At 73.5% G+C, this 16018-nt stretch carries 14 protein-coding genes; 5 read left to right on the top strand and 9 right to left on the bottom strand.

The features are described 5' to 3' along the window. Window positions 1–109: 109 nt before the first annotated feature. Entirely contained in the window at window positions 110–1477 is a 1368-nt protein-coding gene (gene trkA / locus RQM47_RS00410) for a Trk system potassium transporter TrkA (protein WP_311665093.1), read from the bottom strand. Between the two features lie 276 nt (window positions 1478–1753). Further along, complete coding sequence (locus RQM47_RS00405; RefSeq protein WP_311665091.1) at window positions 1754–1984, bottom strand: hypothetical protein; 231 nt, start codon at window positions 1982–1984, stop codon at window positions 1754–1756. Window positions 1985–2122: 138 nt separating this feature from the next. Between RQM47_RS00405 and dusB the strand changes: the two genes are divergently transcribed. The 4 genes from dusB to RQM47_RS00385 all read left to right on the top strand — a co-directional run bounded on the left by dusB (window position 2123) and on the right by RQM47_RS00385 (window position 6346). Further along, window positions 2123–3205 carry a tRNA dihydrouridine synthase DusB gene (gene dusB / locus RQM47_RS00400; protein ID WP_311665089.1) on the top strand — a complete coding sequence of 361 codons (1083 nt, stop codon included), beginning with the start codon at window positions 2123–2125 and terminating at the stop codon, window positions 3203–3205. A gap of 257 nt (window positions 3206–3462) precedes the next feature. After that, on the top strand, window positions 3463–4404 hold the full coding sequence (locus RQM47_RS00395; RefSeq protein WP_311665087.1) for a DUF302 domain-containing protein: 942 nt from the start codon (window positions 3463–3465) through the stop codon (window positions 4402–4404). 224 nt (window positions 4405–4628) lie between these two features. Further along, window positions 4629–5963 (top strand): amidohydrolase family protein, encoded by a 1335-nt coding sequence (locus RQM47_RS00390; RefSeq protein WP_311665085.1) that lies wholly within the window; start codon window positions 4629–4631, stop codon window positions 5961–5963. Next, a complete protein-coding gene (locus RQM47_RS00385) occupies window positions 5960–6346 on the top strand; it encodes a hypothetical protein (protein ID WP_311665083.1) in 387 nt (128 codons plus the stop codon). Before RQM47_RS00390 ends, RQM47_RS00385 begins: the two co-directional genes overlap by 4 nt. Window positions 6347–6623: 277 nt before the next feature. Here the strand turns inward: RQM47_RS00385 and RQM47_RS00380 are convergent, their stop codons facing one another. Then, window positions 6624–6887, bottom strand: a complete 264-nt coding sequence (locus tag RQM47_RS00380; protein ID WP_314006944.1) for a hypothetical protein — start codon at window positions 6885–6887, stop codon at window positions 6624–6626. 76 nt (window positions 6888–6963) lie between these two features. On the opposite strand from RQM47_RS00380, the gene RQM47_RS00375 reads away from it, so the two are divergent. Further along, the gene (locus RQM47_RS00375) at window positions 6964–8061 is read left to right on the top strand and encodes an ISAs1 family transposase (protein WP_314006942.1); all 1098 of its coding nucleotides are present in this window, start codon (window positions 6964–6966) and stop codon (window positions 8059–8061) included. A 185-nt stretch (window positions 8062–8246) separates the two neighbouring features. Here RQM47_RS00375 and RQM47_RS00370 read toward each other — a convergent pair whose 3' ends face one another. The 6 genes from RQM47_RS00370 to RQM47_RS00345 all read right to left on the bottom strand — a co-directional run bounded on the left by RQM47_RS00370 (window position 8247) and on the right by RQM47_RS00345 (window position 15914). Further along, window positions 8247–9842, bottom strand: coding sequence for a DUF445 domain-containing protein (locus RQM47_RS00370; RefSeq protein WP_311665993.1), 1596 nt, complete (start codon window positions 9840–9842; stop codon window positions 8247–8249). Between the two features lie 44 nt (window positions 9843–9886). After that, complete coding sequence (locus RQM47_RS00365; protein ID WP_311665991.1) at window positions 9887–10441, bottom strand: HDIG domain-containing metalloprotein; 555 nt, start codon at window positions 10439–10441, stop codon at window positions 9887–9889. 128 nt (window positions 10442–10569) lie between these two features. After that, complete coding sequence (locus RQM47_RS00360) at window positions 10570–12663, bottom strand: S9 family peptidase (protein ID WP_311665989.1); 2094 nt, start codon at window positions 12661–12663, stop codon at window positions 10570–10572. A gap of 412 nt (window positions 12664–13075) precedes the next feature. After that, the gene (locus tag RQM47_RS00355) at window positions 13076–14110 is read right to left on the bottom strand and encodes an MlaD family protein (protein WP_311662401.1); all 1035 of its coding nucleotides are present in this window, start codon (window positions 14108–14110) and stop codon (window positions 13076–13078) included. 111 nt (window positions 14111–14221) lie between these two features. Next, window positions 14222–14977: an ABC transporter ATP-binding protein gene (locus RQM47_RS00350; RefSeq protein WP_311662400.1), complete on the bottom strand. Its 756-nt coding sequence runs from the start codon at window positions 14975–14977 to the stop codon at window positions 14222–14224. Between the two features lie 94 nt (window positions 14978–15071). Further along, window positions 15072–15914: an ABC transporter permease gene (locus tag RQM47_RS00345; RefSeq protein WP_311662399.1), complete on the bottom strand. Its 843-nt coding sequence runs from the start codon at window positions 15912–15914 to the stop codon at window positions 15072–15074. Between the last annotated feature and the right edge of the window lie 104 nt (window positions 15915–16018).

Here is a 16018-nt window from a genome sequence, read left to right as displayed (position 1 = left end):
TCCAGACGGACGGGGCGGGGCGGCCTGGGGCGGGGCGGGGCGGAGAGCCCGGCCACCCCGCCCGACGATCCCGAGTCCGCGGTCGCTCGTCCCCATGGTCCCCACGTCGCTAGGCCGAAAACAGCGGCTCGACCTCCTCCACACGCGCGGGCGTGGCGAAGACGACGGCGCGGGCGCCGGGCTGCACGACGGTCTGGCCCGTCGCGATCTCGACGCGCTTGCCGACGACGGCGCCGATGAGCACGCCGCTCGGGAGCCGCTGCTCCGCGAGCGGGGCGCGCGTGATGGGCGCGCCGGGGTCGGCGACGAGCTCGAGGATCTCGGCGTCGAGCCCGGGCACCGTGGCGACCGAGCGGACGTGGGCGCCGCGGAGGAACCGGAGCACCTCGCGCGAGACGGCCAGCTTCTGGCTGACGGCGGCGTCGAGCCCGATCGACTGCGAGATGGGGATGTAGGCGCTCTTGGACAAGAGCGCGACCGTCTTGCGGACTTCGAGGTGCTTGGCCATGAGGCACGACACGAGGTTCGACTCCTCGTCGGCGGTGACGGCCACGAGCGCGTCGGTCTCGGCGAGCCCCTCGCGGGCGAGCAGGTCGATGTCGCCGGGGTCGCCGTGGATGACGAGGACGCCTTCGAGCGTCTCGGCGAGCGCCTGCGCCCGCGCGCGGTCGGCCTCGACGACCTTGACCTCCATCCCGCCCCCCTTGCGCGGGCGGCCCGAGAGCCCGGCGGCCACGCGTGCGCCCACGCTCGTCCCGCCCAGGATCATGACGTGGCGGAGCCGTCCGGCCTCCTTGCCGAGCACGCGGGCGGCCTCGGCGACCCGGCCCGTCTCGACGAGCACGAACACCTGGTCGCCGGCCTGGATCGTCGCCCCGCCCGAGGGCAGGATCGTCCGCACGCCGCGCGAGATGCCCATGACCCGGAACGGGAGCGGGCTGCGCCGGGCGAGGTCGACGAGCGTGAGCCCGGCGGCCGGCGAGTCCCGCTCGATGCGGATGCCGACGAGCTGGACCCGGTTGCCGCAGAACTCGATGATGTCCGTCGCCGCCGCCCGTCGCAGCAGCGAGACGACCTCGTTGGCCGTCGACTGCTCGGGGTGGATCAGGTGGTCGATCCCGAAGTCGGAGAGCCGGAGGACCGAGTCGGAGCCCGTGAACTCGGCGCTCCGCACGCGGGCGATCGTCGTCGTGAGGTCGGCGGGTTTGCCGACGCGCTCGGCGAGCATCGACGCGATGATGTTGACCTCGTCGACGTCGGTGACGGCGACGACGAGGTCGGCGTCCTCGATGCGGGCCTCTTGGAGCGTCGTCGCGCTCGTCCCCGACCCGACGATGGCGAGCACGTCGAGCGTCTCGCGGACGGCGGCGACGCGGTCGGCGTCGGTGTCGATGACGGTGACGTCGTGGCGCTGGAGGGAGAGGAGCCGGGCGACGTCGTACCCGACGTCGCCGGCCCCGACGACGATGGCGCGCATTCGCGGACCGGGGCGGGGAGGTGCCGAAGCTACGGGTGCAGCCGGGGGGTAGACGCCCGCCCCGCCCGTGAGGAATCGGCTTGGGCGGGGGGGCGGCTCCGACGCGGTCCGTCACCCCGCCCACGCTGACGGAGGCGGGCCGGGGCGGGGTGGCGCGGCTCGGCTGGGGAGCACCCTCCGCGCTCCCTATGGAGCTGCCGAGGCCGGCGGCCGCTCGGCCGGCGAGTCCGACCGCCCCGCCCCGAGGTTCTGTCGCGGCCTTGCTGCGCGGTCCGCCTACCGCTGGTTGTCGCGCACGACGCGCTGCCCCCACACCAGGAACACCAGGATGCCCAGGACCGGGACGCAGAACAGGGCGATCAGGAGCACCTTCGTCCCGATCGCGAGGTACGTCTTCCACGTCGCCAGCGCGGCGAGGAGCGCGAGCACGCCGTTGAGGACCGCGATGAGCGTGACCAGCAGGGTCTTGGCGAGACCGGCGAGCGAGGCGGCGAGGACGAGCGACATGGGGAGGTAGAGAAAGACCCCGCCCTACGGCGCGGGCGGGGCGGAGTTGCACGCGGTGGCGCGGCGCGCGCGGGCGGGGCGGCGGCGATTCGGCCGGTTTCTCACCGAGCAACCCGCCCCGCCCGCGTAGGTTACGGCATGCGCATCGGCGACATCGACCTCGGCCCCCGCCCGCTCCTCCTCGCACCGATGGAGGACGTGTCCGACCCCCCGTTCCGCCTCATCTGCAAGCGGTACGGGGCGGACATGCTCTACACCGAGTTCATCTCGTCGGGCGGCCTCCTGCACGGGGCGGCCGGGTCCGTGCAGAAGCTCGAGTTCTACGAGGAGGAGCGGCCGGTCGGCATCCAGATCTTCGGCGGCGAGGTCGAGCAGGTCCGCGAGGCGGCGCGGATCGCGGACGCCCAGGGGCCGGACCTCATCGACATCAACTTCGGGTGCCCCGTCAAGAAGGTCGTCTGCAAGGACGGCGGGGCGGGCATCCTGCGCAACCTGGGCAAGATGGAGGCCATCACGCAGGCCGTGGTCGAGGCCGCCACGCGGCCGGTGACGGTCAAGACGCGGCTGGGGTGGAACGACGAGTCGATCCGCATCGAGGAGGTCGCCCGGATGCTCGAAGCGACCGGCGTGTCCGCGCTCGCCGTTCACGCACGGACGCGGGCGCAGATGTACCGCGGCGAGGCCCGCTGGGAGTGGTTCCCCAAGATCCGCGCCGCCCTCCGCGACACCCCGTTCATCGGCAACGGCGACGCGACGACGCCGGAGCGCGCGCGCGCCATGTTCGAGGAGACGGGCGTCGACGCCGTGATGATCGGGCGGGGCGCGATCGGCAACCCGTGGATCTTCCGCGACGCGCGCGCGCTCCTGGACACCGGCGAGATCCCCGCCCCGCCCTCGTGGGACGAGCGCGTGGCCGTCGTCGCCGAGCACCTCACGCTCAAGTGCGCGTGGCTGGGCGAGCGGAAGGGGGTGCTGGAGATGCGGCGGATGTACGGGGGCTACTTCAAGGGCCACCGCGGCGCGAGCGCGCTCCGCATGCGGCTCATGGAGCACACCGAGCGCGACGCGGTCCTGGAGGTGCTCCTCAACTGGCGTCCTGAGGACGAGGAGACGTCGGTGCTCGTGGCGCGGGCCGTCCGCCCGGCGGCGGTCGCGGCGCGGCTGCCCCGCCCCGCCCGGCTGCCCGCGAAGGCCCGGCTCCCCGAGCGGCCGGCGGCTTAAGCGCAGGGCCGAGGAGTCTTCTGCTTTGTCAGCGTCTCAACCGGGCGGGGCGGGGTGGGAGGAGTCCCCCCTCCTGGCCACCGCGAAGCGACGGCGCAGCCAAGAGGGGCCAGGGGTGATTGTCGAATCGAGCGCCTGACTCCAACTCCGCGTGAGACCTCTTGCCGCTGCACGAGCGCGGCCCCGCGCGCGAGGGCGGGGTGGAGGCACCCCGCGTGCCGCGCGACGGTAGGACGGGCTCACACCGGGTTAAACCTATGCCTTTCCGCCTCCTCCTCGTGCTCCCCCTCCTCGCCGGTCTGTTCGCCGTCGCCGCCGGGTGCGACACCGACGACGGCGAAGACGCAGACCTCCCCGACCGCCCAGGGCTCGCCGTGGCCGAGAGCGACGCGGGCGTGGCTACGTCGTTCGGCCGGCTGACCGACGCCCTCGACGCCGCCCCGCCCGTGTCGATCGTCGCCCGGGTCGACCACGCCGCGAACGCGGCCTCGGCGGGCCTCGACCTCCGCCCGACGCGCGTGGTCCTGTTCGGCAACCCGGCGCTGGGGACGCCGCTCATGCAGGTCAACCAGCAGGCCGGGCTCGACCTCCCGCAGAAGGTGCTCGTGTTCGAGGACGCCGAGGGCCAGACGGTCGTCGGCTACAACACGACCGACTACCTCGCCCAGCGTCACGGCGTGGGCGGGGCGGAGACGCTGGGCCGGATCGCCGGCGCGCTCGCAACCTTCGCGGGCGTGGCCGCTGGCGACAGCACGGTAAACGTCGAGGTCGGCGGCGGCCCGGTCTCGCGGGACGAGGGCGTCGTGACCGCGACGAGCGCGAACGACGTCGGGGCGACGTACGCCGGCCTCGTCTCGGCCATCGAGTCCAACCCGAACCTGACGGTCATGGCCGAACTGGACCACGCCGCGAACGCGGCGTCGGTCGGCCTGGAGCTCCGCCCGACGCGGCTCGTCGTGTTCGGCAACCCCGCCCTCGGGACGCCGCTCATGCAGGACGAGCAGACGGTCGGGATCGATCTCCCGCAGAAGATGCTGGTGTATGAGGACGCCGCCGGCCGCGTGGTCGTCGCCTACAACGACCCGGGCTACCTCGCCGAGCGTCACGACCTCGACGACAGCGACGAGGTGATCGACAGGGTCCGGGGGGCGCTCCGGGCGCTCGCCGCCGCGGCCGTCTCGGGCGACACCAACGACTAGAGCACCCTTCGGGTGGGTACGGGGTACTGGGTACGGGGTACGGCCCGATCTGACTTCGGCGCGTGCGTACCTCGCACCGAGCACCCTGTCCCTACCTCCACGGTGCTCTAGGTCCGCGCTCCGGCGGCCCTGGCCGCCCCGCCCTCGGCCATCCGCCCCGCCCTCGGCCGTGAGGGCGGGGCGGCGTGGGTTAGACTCCGGCTCCCACCATCCCGCCCCGTCCTATGCGCCTCGCTATCGCTCTCGTCCTCGCCGCCGTCGTCGCGGCCCCCGCCCTCGCCCAGACCGCCCCGCCCGCGCGCGTGCTCGTGCACTGCGGGACGCTCCTCGACCCGGCCGCCTCCGACGAGCCCCTGGGCGAGCGGACCGTCGTCGTCGAGGGCGGGGTGGTCGCCGCCGTCGAGGCCGGCTACACCGCCGCGGGCGGGGCGGACGAGGCCGTCGACCTGCGCGCGGCGACGTGCATGCCGGGCCTCATCGACATGCACACGCACCTGACGAGCGAGAGCCGGCGCGGCGGCTACATCGACGACTTCCGCCTGAGCCCGGCCGACAAGGCGTTCAAGGCGGCGCAGTACGCGCTCTCGACCGTCCTCGCCGGCTTCACGACGGTCCGCGACCTGGGCGGGTCGGAAGGCATCGACCTCGCGCTCCGCGACGCCGTCAACCGCGGCGACGTGGTCGGGCCGCGGATCTTCACGGCCGGCAAGAGCCTGTCCATCACCGGCGGCCACGCCGACCCGACCAACTCGTACCGCGAGGACATCGTGGGCGTCCCGACCGAGACGCTCGGCGTGGTCGACGGCGCCGACTCGGCGCGGCGTGGGGCGCGAATCGCCATCAAGCGCGGGGCCGACGTGCTCAAGATCACGGCGACCGGCGGCGTGCTCTCGCTCCAGGGCGACGGCTCCGGCCCGCACTTTGCCGAGGACGAGATCCGCGCCATCGTCGAGACGGCCGCCGACCGCGGGCTGAAGGTGGCCGCCCACGCCCACGGCGACGAGGGCATGCAGCGGGCGATCCGCGGCGGCGTGGCGTCGATCGAGCACGGGACGTACATGTCGGACGAGACCATGCGGATGATGCGCGAGCGGGGCGTCTACCTCGTCCCCACGATCACCGCCGGCAAGTCAGTCGCCGACTCGGCCCGGATCGCCGGCTACTACACGCCGCGCGTGACCGAGAAGTCGCTCGAAATCGGCCCGCTCATCCAGGACACGTTCCGCCGCGCCTACGCCGCCGGCGTGCCGATCGCGTTCGGGACCGACGCGGGCGTGTTCCGCCACGGCCGGAACGCGAACGAGTTCGCTTACATGGAGGAGGTGGGCGTGCCCTTTATGGAGGCCCTCCGGTTCGCGACCGTCAACGCCGCCGACCTTCTGGGGCGGGGTGGCGAGCTGGGCTCGCTCCAGCCGGGCTTCGCCGCCGACCTCGTGGCCGTCGCCGGCGACCCGCTCGCGGACGCGGCGGCGATGCAGGACGTGGCGTTCGTGATGAAGGGCGGGGCGGTCGTCAAGCGCGATGGCCAGTTCGTGCCGCCGCCGCCGCGCGCGCGGTGACCGCCCCGCCCCGCCCGGACGTGGGCGGGCGGGGTGGCTGCGCACTCCTCGCGCTGGCGAGCGTTCTGGCATCCGGGGTGTTCGCGGTAGGCCTCGGTGCGGCGCCGGACGTCGCGCCGGGCTTGCGCGGGGTCGAACGGGAAGCGGCGCGGCTCGCGGTCGAGGCGGCGCGAGGCCTCACGGCCGGGCCGCCCGAGAGCCTCGTCACGACCGGGCTCCGGGTGGTCCGTCTGGAGCCGGACCCGGCGTGCGGGCCGGGCGGCCGACCCGCCGAGGCCTACCGCGCCGAGGTCGAGCTGCGGACGGCGTTCGGGCTCCCGTACCGGACGGTCTGGACGTGCGGGGGCGGGGCGGCGTACGATTCGGCGGCGCTGGCGCGGTAGGTCTGCCGCCCCGCCCGGAGCGAGCGCTGGGGTTGCTCTCGAGCAACCGGTAGTTCTCCCGAGCCAGCTTCTGAACGGTGCTCAGGTTGAGCGTCGAATCGCTTCCAGAAACCGGCCGTCGTACGGTGCTTCACGGGAGCGGACGGGTGCGCCCGGCTGAGATGTCCGCTTGAGCGTCGCGGATCAGCGAGTTGAGCCGACCGCCCCGCCCGTAAGTCGATTCCGATCCCCCTCCCCGGCCCTCCCCCGCTGGGGGAGGGGGATCCCAAACAGCCTCTCAGGAGTGCACGTCGGAGTTGTACTCGTCCATCAACTCACGCAAACGCCGGTAGTCGGCTAGAAGCGAACCTCGATTCGCCCAGTTGTTGTGCTCGTCCTCCACGCTCGGGTTGATAAACGTGCCGCTCGGGGAGACGAAATGTTCGTCTGCGATCCGGTCCTTCGTCACGTCCCAATCGTTGTCGAAGACTAATTCGAAGGAGGAGGCGAAGGCGCCGAGAGCTTGTTCAAACTCGTGACGCCGATCTTGCTCTTGGGACATTATTTCGAGATGAGTGCCAGGGGCTACGCATCACCATGAGTAGCGTAGGAGCCGGTTTCGCTCCGCTCCACCGCTCATGGCTCTGCTTGGAGGTCACTTCGACCTCATCCCCGACCCGCGCCGAGACCACGGCAAGCGCCACGCGCTCTCCGACATCTTCGGCCTCGCGCTCTGCGCCATCACGGCCGGTGCCGACAGCTTCCTCGCCATCGAGGCCTTCGGCAAGGCGCGCCTCGACTGGCTCCGGCGCTGGTTGCCGCTCACCCACGGCGTCCCGTCGCACGACACCGTCCGCCGTGTCTTCGCCCTCGTCGACCGCCGACACTTCGAGCGCTCGTTTGCCGCCTGGGCGCAGGAGGCCTTCCGCAAGACCGACGGCCGGGTCGTCGCCGTCGACGGCAAGCGGCTCCGGCGCGCCCGCGACGCGGGCGAGCCCATGCTGACGGTCGTCTCGGCGTGGGCCACCGAGGCGGGCGCGGCACTCGGACAGGTCACCACCGACGACGGCGAGGGCGAGGTGTCAGCCGTCCCGCGCCTGCTGGCGCTCTTGGACCTCTCGGGCTGCATCGTCACCACCGACGCGGCCGGGTGCCAGACCGACATTGCGAAGCAGATCGTCGACGGCGGCGGGGACTACGTGTTCGGCCTCAAAGGCAACCAGGCCGGGCTGCGCGAGCAAGCCGAGCGCTGGATGATGGAGGCGACGCTCTCGGGAGACGTGGACGCCTTCGAGACCTCTGAGCGTGGCCACGGCCGCGTCGAGACGCGGCGCTACTGGTCGGCCGCTGTGCCGGACGAGGCGCTGCGGAGGCTGCTCTGGGCCGGACTGACGAGCGTCGGGATGGTGGAGTCCACGCGGACGGTGGGCGGCAAGACCTCGACCGAGCAGCGCTACTTCGCGACGAGCCTGGCGGTCGACGCCGAGACGCTTGCGCGGTCGGTGCGTGGGCACTGGGGCGTCGAGAACGGGCTGCACTGGTCGCTCGACGTGAGCTTCGGCGAAGACGCGAGCCGGACACGGACCGATTACGCAGCGGCGAACCTGGCGGTAGCGCGGCGGGTGGCGCTGACGCTGCTGCGCGCCGAGACAACGGCCGAGGGCGGCGCGCCGACGAAGCGGATGCGATGCGCCTGGGACGCCGACTACCTCGCGACGGTGCTCCGGCTAGAGTGATGCGTAGCCCCTGGATGAGTGCTGCCTAACCTGAACGTTGGCTACCCCGCCCGTCGGCATAGAAGGCGGATCCAACCATGATACGCCACACCAATCTGCGTAGAAGGCGGAGTTCGTCCATCGTGTGGAACCGCCCCGCCCCGCCCAGATCAAGCCGCCCCGCCCTCACCTGGGCGGGGCGGTCGTTACGCCCGCCTCCGGCGCGCGCGGACGAGGGCCTCGTCGAGCGCCCACAGCGCGAGCCCGACGACCGCGAAGCCGGCGAGCGCCTCGGCCGGGCGCCAGATCACGAGCCCGCCCAGCACGCCGAGCACGGCGCCGAGGTACTTGATGTAGTTGAGCTGCTCGTTCGACGTCGACTTGAGGAGGTCCTCGAGCTGGCTCTCGTCGAAGCCGCGCGCGCGCTCCTGGATCATCGTGCGCACGTCGAAGCCCTCGACGAACGAGAGCACGGCGCGCGTGGCGATCTCCTCGATCTCGTCGGCCCGCGCCTCGACCTTGGCCGGGACGGCGTCGAGCGCCGTGTCGATCCGGTCGAGGAGCGGGGTGACGGCGCCCGGGAGCTCGTCGAGCGCGCGGTCGAGCCGGCGCTGGAAGTCGTCCTCGGCGAACGTCCGGTAGAGCCCGAGCGCCACCCCGCCCAGGCCGCGCCCGGCCGTCTCGACGCGCTGGAGCGCCAGCCGCGCCACCTCGCGGCGGACCGGCTCCGAGCCCAGCACCTCGCTCGCGTAGTCGGTCGCGAGGCCCTTGAGGTCGGCCCGGAAGCCCGGGTCCTCGACCGTCCCGCGGACGACGCCCAGCGCGAGGTCGCGGTAGCGCCCGATGACGCCGCTCTCCTGGATCTTCTGCTTGATGATGTCGGCGTTGATGAGCTCGCGCGAGATGGCCTCGCTCAGCCGGTAGATCACGCGCTCGCGCTGGGCCGGGATGAGCCCCTGCGGCACGATGGCCCGCTTCTCGCGCGGCTGGAACAGCATGGTGATCGCCAGCCAGTTCGTCGCGAACCCGATCAGCCCGCTCACCGAGAGCACGCGGAGCAGGCTGCCCTCGACGTCCCACAGGAAGCTGGCCGCGAACACGACGGCGAGGAGCCACGGCACCACGCGGAGGACGGGGATCAGCTGCCCGACGCGGCCGACCATCCGCGGCGGCCCGGCGTCCGGGCGGGGCGGGGCGGCCTCGGGCTGCGGCACGTGCGCGCGCCCGTAGCGGAGGACGAGCTGGACGAACTCGCGGCCGCGGCTCCGCGTGGCCTCCTTGGCCGAGTCGACGACGTCGCGGGGGGGCGCGAGCCGACCGCCCCGCCCCGCGCCCGCCGGTGGGGCGGGCTCCGGCTCGGCGCGCCGCGGCTCCGCCCCGCCCTCCAGCCCCGGCGAGAGGTCGGGCTGCGCGGGGTCGGGCGCGATGGGCGGGGCGGGGGAGAAGGGGTCGGGGACGGCCGGCGGCGGCACGAGCGGCTCGTTGGGGACCGCGTCCAGGTCCTCGTCCGGCGGCGGCTCCGGCTCGGCCGGCGGCGGCTCGTCCGCGGCCTCCTGGACCGGCTCGGCCGGGGGCGGGGCGGCCTGAAGCGGCTCGGCCCGGGGCGGCTCGGCCGGAGCCGCCGGGGGCGGGGCGGTCGGGGCGGTCGCGCGGGGCGGGGCGCCGAAGGTGTCCGGCTCGGCGTCGGGCTCGGCGTCGGCGCGGGCGGCGGCGTCGAGGTCGTCGGGCTCGAGGTCGTCGAGGTCGATGACGCCCGGCACGGGGACGAAGCGGCGGGGGCCTTGCGGCCAGGAGTCGGACATGGGCGGGCGGGGTGGGGCGGCGTCGGGGGCAGCGGCGGGGGCTCCTACGCGAACCCGAGGCGCGAGGCTTCCCGGCGCATCCCGTCGATCACGATCTGGACAAGGTCGCTCAGGTCGAGGCCCAGCTCCTCCGCCCCCTGGCGGATGTCGTCGCGGCTGACGGCGGCGGCGAACCGCTTGTCCTTCAGCTTTTTCATCACCGACCGCGGCGTCATCCCCTCCAACCCGCCCGGGCGGACGTGGGCGACGGCCGTGACGAACCCGCTCAGCTCGTCGGCGGCGAAGAGCGCCTTCGCCATGTCGCTCTCGCGGGGAACGCCGAGGTAGGGCGCGTGCCCGAGGATCGCTGTGCGCACGGCCTCGGGGTACCCGCGCCGCTCCAACTCCGCCACGCCGACTTCGGGGTGCTCCTCGGGGGCGGGGTGGCGCTCGTAGTCGAGGTCGTGGAGGAGCCCGGCGATCCGCCACGTCTCGACGTCGGCGCCTTGCCGCCGCGCGAGCTCGGCCATCGACGCCTCGACGGCGTAGCCGTGGCGCCGGAGGCTCTCGGTCTGGGTCCACTCGTGGAAAAGGGCGAGGGCGTCCGAATAGCTGGGCACGGGGAACGGGGGAACGAGGAACGGGCAGGAGGAGCGGGGCGGCCAGAGCCGACCGCCCCGCCCCCAAGAGGGTACCGCCGCTCGGGGGGAAGCGGTGGCGTACGACGAGGGGCTCCTCTGCCCGTCCCCTATTCCCCGCCCCCCGTTCCCGCGAGCGAAGCGAGCCCCGGCCCGCCGTAGCGCTCGAACCACGCGAGGATGTAGCCCACCTTCCGCATGAGCCCGCTCGGCCGCGCCGCGATCCCGTGCGCCGCGCCCGGCACGCGGACGAGCGCCGACGGGACCCGCTCGATCTGGAGCGCCTGGTAGTACTGCTCCGACTCCGACATCGGCGTCCGCGTGTCGTCCTCGCCCGTCAGCACCATCGTGGGCGTGGTCACGTTGCCGACGTAGGCGAGCGGCGAGCGGTCCCAGTAGGCGTCGGGGGCCTCCCAGGGGAGCGTGTCGAACCAGTACTTGGCCCCGAACGGGTACATGTCAGCGGTCAGGAGCCAACTCGCCCAGTTGATGACCGGCTTCGCCACGACGGCCGCCGCGAAGCGGTCGGTGTGGCCGACGATCCACGCCGTCAGCACGCCGCCGCCCGAGCCGCCCGTCACGTAGAGCCGGTCCGGATCGACGGTGCCGCGCGCGACGAGCGCGTCGACGCCGCTCATCAGGTCGTCGTAGTCCTGGCTGGGGTAGTTGTTGTGGATGAGGTTGCCGAAGTCCTCGCCGTAGCTCGTCGACCCGCGCGGGTTCGTGTAGAGGACGACGTAGCCGGCGGCGGCGTAGAGCTGGGCCTCCATGGAGAACCGCGGGCCGTAGTTGGCGAACGGCCCGCCGTGGATCTCCAAGATCAGCGGGTACCGCCGCGACGCGTCGAAGTCGGGCGGGGTGAGGACCCACCCCTCGATCTCGCGGCCGTCGGCCGACGACGCGAACGTGATCTCCTCGACGGCGCCCGGCCGCTTGGTGGCAAACAGGTCGCCGTTGAGGTCCGTCAGCCGCTCGACCACCCCGCCCTCGAGCGGGACAACGGCGACGTCGGCGGGGTGGCTCGGATCGGTCATCGTGAACGCGACGCGCCCGCCGCCGACCGAGAAGGAGCCGCCGCCGTAGGGCCGCCCGATCGACGTGCCGCCTACGTCGGACGCGATCTCGCGGGGGCCGCCCCGCCCGTCGGCGCGGGCGGCGGCGAGCCGCGTCGTGCCCTCGTCGTCGTACTGGAAGACGATCTCGTCGCCGCTCCACGTCGGGTCCTGCACGTCGCGGTCGAGGGCGGGGAGGAGCCGGCGCGGCGTGCCCCCGTCGAGGTCCATGACGTAGAGGTGCGACACCTGGTAGCCCAGCCCGCGGTCGTCGGTCCCGACGTAGGCGAGGCGCCGGCCGTCCGGGCTCACGGCCGGCTGCCCGTCCGGCCCCACGCGGTCGGTGAGCGCCGTGAGCGCGCCCGTCCGCAGGTCGACGCGGTAGAGCTCGGAGTTGCCCGGGTCGAACTCGGCGCCGTCGCGGCGGTCGGCCGAGACAACGAGGGCCGCGCCGTCGGGCGTCCACGCCGGCGTCCCGCCGTGGTCGTACGGCCCGCGCGTGACCTGGCGCGGCGTCCCGCCCTCGGCCGGCACCACAAAGACGTGGACGTTCCCGGGCGTCGTGAAGCCCTGCCCGTCCTGCCGGTAGATCACCGACTCGATCACGCGCGGGGCCTCGGCCCACTCGGCGCCCTCGGGCGGGGCGGGGAGCGTGGCGAGCGGCGTGGCCTCCCCCTCGACAAACCGCGTGAACGCGATCTGCGTCCCGTCCGGCGACCACGCCACCCCGCCCGGCGCCGTCTCCAGGCGGGCAACGGGGACCGTCGCGCCGGTTTCGAGGTAGCGGACCACGAGGTGCCGCCGGTCCTCGTCGGCGTCCCGAGCCACGTAGGCGAGCCGCGTCCCGTCCGGCGACCACCGCGGCGACGACGCGTCGACGCCGGTCACGAGCGGCCGGTGGTCCTGGCCGTCCGCGCCCACGGCCCACAAGTCGCCGCGGACGCGGTCGGTCTGCACGTCGAGCCGGTTCCGGCGGTAGACGACCGTCCGCCCGTCGGGCGAGACCTGGGGGTCCGACGCGTACTCGAGCTCGAACACGTCCATGAGCCCGAGCCGTCCCGCCCCGCTCGCGCCCGTCGTTGGCGGGGCGGTCTGCGCCACGGCGAGGGCGGGGAGGAGGACGAGGAGAGCAGCAAGGGCGGGGCGGCGCATCGGGTGGGGCGGGGTGGGGTCCCCGATGGTACGGCCGCCCCGCCCTCACCGGCGGGCACCTGTAGAGACACGACGTGTCGTATCCGGCGCGACGCACCCAACGGGCGGGGCGGTCCGGGATACGCCGCCGCCGCCCCGCCCGGTGCCGCCCCGCCCGGTGCCGCCCCGCCCGGTGCCGCCCCGCCCGGTGCCGCCCCGCCCGGTGCCGCCCCGCCCGGTGCCGCCCCGCCCGGTGCCGCCCCGCCCGGTGCCGCCCCGCCCGGTGCCGCCCCGCCCGTGCCGTGGGCGGGGCGGTCGAGCCCTAGAGCAGCGCGCAGGGAGGTACAGGGCACTCGGTACGGGGTCCGCGCGCGCCGAGGTCAGATTGGGCCGTACCTCGCACCCGGTACCTCGTACCCACCCGGAGGGTGCTCTAAAACACCTTCACGATCCCGTCCACCTCGCGGAGGTAGCGGCCGGGGTCCGCCTGGAAGTCCTGGAGGATCTGCTGGAGGCTGGCCGCCGCCGCGTTCGCGTTGTAGTACAGCGAGGGGTCGTTGAGGAGCAGGCCCGCCGTGCCCTCGGTCGAGTTCAGCGTCGAGTCCAGGTCGGCCGTCAGCGACGACAGGTTGGTCGTGAGGCCGTCGAGCGTCTCGAGCTGGCCGTCGACGCGGCGCAGCGCGGCCGAGAGGTTGTTGACGGCGGCCGTGACCGAGTCCGCGTTGGCCTCGGCCAGCGAGCGGACGACGGCCGACGTGGCCACGACGTCGTTGCCGACGACGACCGAGAGGTCCTCGACGTTGCGGCCGACCCGCTCCGAGACCGCGCTCGCGTTCGCGGCCCCGGCCTCGAGCGAGGCCAGCGTCCGGTCGATCCGCTGGCGCTCGTCGATGAGCGTCGTGGTCGCGGCCTGCGTGAGGAACCGGAGCTGGGCGAGGATGGCTTGCACGTCGTCGCCCGAGTTCGAGAGGATCTGGTCGAGCGTCGTGAACGTGTTGACGGCCCCGATGAGCGCCGTGTCGGCCCGGGCCGTGAGGCTGTTCGACTCGCCCGCGATGAGGTCGAAGATGTCGGGCGTCGTCGAGGCCACGAGAGTGTCCCCGCTCGTCAGCGGCCGCCCCGCCCCTGCTCCCAGCGGCGGCGTGACCTCGACGTTGACCTCGCCGAGCGCGCTCAGCCCCGACGTCTGGAGCGTCGACCCGCGCGGGATCTGGACGCCGTCGTTGATGGCCAGCGTGACGAACACCTCACGCGCGCCCGGCCCCAGCCGGACCGACGACACCTCGCCTATGCGGACCCCGTTCAGCCGGACGGCCGCCCCGGGGGTGAGCCCCTGCGCGTCCTGCCACATGCTCACGACCTCGTACCCGCCCCCGAAGAGCGACTGCCCCGACAGGAACCGGACGCCGACGAAGACGACGACGGCGGCGAGGATGACGGCCAGGCCGACCTTGATCTCGTTGGTCATGGGTGCGGGTAAAGGGTGACGAGTGAAGGGTGACGAGCAAGAGGGGCGGGTCGGGCGGGGCGGTCGAGAGGGGAGCGCCAACCCGTCGCTCGTCACCCGCGACGCGCCGCCTCACGCCGTCCGAGACGGCGCCCCGATCTTGTACTCGTTGGCGCGGACGAACGACAGCAGTGTCGGGTCCGTTGCGTGGTGGAGGTCGTCGACGGTCCCGGTCCACGGGATCTGGCCGTCGTGGACGAACGCGATCCGGTCGGCGATCGACAGGACCGAGTGCATGTCGTGGGTCACGACCACGCTCGTCGTCCCCATCGTCGAGCCCAGCCGCTCGATGAGGTCGTCGATCGTGTTCGAGGTCTCGGGGTCGAGGCCCGAGGTCGGCTCGTCGTAGAGGATGTACTTAGGCTCGATGGCGATGGCCCGCGCGAGCGCCACGCGCTTCTGCTGGCCGCCCGAGAGCTCGGCCGGCATCTTCGGCCCGGCGTCCGGGAGCTCGACCAGCCGGAGGCACTCGTCGGCCCGGGCGCGGATCTCGGTCCGCGAGAGGGCCGTGAACGTGCGGAGCGGGAACTCGACGTTGGCCCGGGCCGACATCGAGTCGAACAGCGCCCCGCCCTGGAACAGGACCCCGAACCGCCGGCGGACCTGCCGGAGCTCGGCGTACGTGAGCTCGTCGAGCGGGGCGCCGTCGACGACCACGCTCCCGCGGTCGGGCTCCAAAAGCCGCACGAGGTGCCGGAGCAGCACGCTCTTGCCCGACCCCGACCGCCCGATGACGCACGTGACCTCGCCCTCGGGCACGTCGAGGTCGACGCCCCGCAGCACGGGCGCGCCGCCAAAGCTCTTGTGCAGGTCGCGGACGGTGATCACGGGCTCGGTACGGGGTACGAGGTACGGGGTACACCACGGGCGGGGCGGTCCGTCTTCGACGTACCCCGCACCCTGTACCCTGTACCCGGCGCTCTCACAGCAGGACGACGGCGCAGAGGTAGTCGGCGAGGAGCACGAACACGCAGCCGAGCACGGCCGCCCGCGTCGTCGCCTCGCCCACGCCCGACGCCCCGCCCTCGGCCTGGTAGCCCGTGTAGCACGCGATGGACGTGATGACGAACCCGAACACGACCGACTTGATGAGGCCGAAGACCACGTCGTAGGGCCGGAAAAAGAGCCGCGCGCCCTCCCAGAACGTCTGCACCGAGATCCCCGAGAACTCGGCCACCACCCCGCCCGTGACCATCCCCACGGTCGCCGCAACGACGTAGAGGACCGGGAACATGAGCACGCCCGCGACCACGCGCGGGACGACGAGGTAGCTCTGCGAGTTGAGGCCCATGGCCTCCAGCGCGTCGATCTGCTCCTTGACCCGCATCGTGCCCAGCTCGGCCGCGATCCGCGCGCCGACCCGGCCGCAGAGCACGAACGCGGTTACGAGCGTGCCCAGCTCGAGCAGGATCGACTGCTCGGCGAACGTGCCGACGATGGTGAGGGGCAGGAGCGGGTTCTCGAGCTGGTAGACGGCCTGGACCACGATCACCCCGCCCGAGAACGCCGTCGCGAGCGACACGATGGGGATCGAGTCGATGCCGACCTTCACCATCTGCTCGGCCAGGTTGCGCGCGTAGAGCCGCGGGCTGAGGTCGCGCGGGAGGTTGAACGCCCGCGCCAGCAGCAGGCAGTACGCCCCGAACCCGCCGACGAGCGCGGCCGGGACCGCCCACAGCGGGGCGACCCCGGCCCGCACCTTCGCCCACGTCCCGTGGGAGACCTCGGGCGGGGTGGACGCGGGCGGGAGGGCGGAGGACTCCATCGGGCGGGCGGGGCGGCGGCTCGGGGCGGATCCGGTGAGCTGCGCCCTGAGGCGAGGCGGTGACGGACGGGTGGCAGCCGCGGGGGCGACCTTCGGGACGCGGC

It is taken from the genome of Rubrivirga sp. S365, from assembly GCF_032248475.1.
Lineage (GTDB): Bacteria > Bacteroidota > Rhodothermia > Rhodothermales > Rubricoccaceae > Rubrivirga > Rubrivirga litoralis.
Note: the sequence above shows the minus strand (reverse complement) of the source record. Positions and strands in the feature narration are given on the sequence as shown.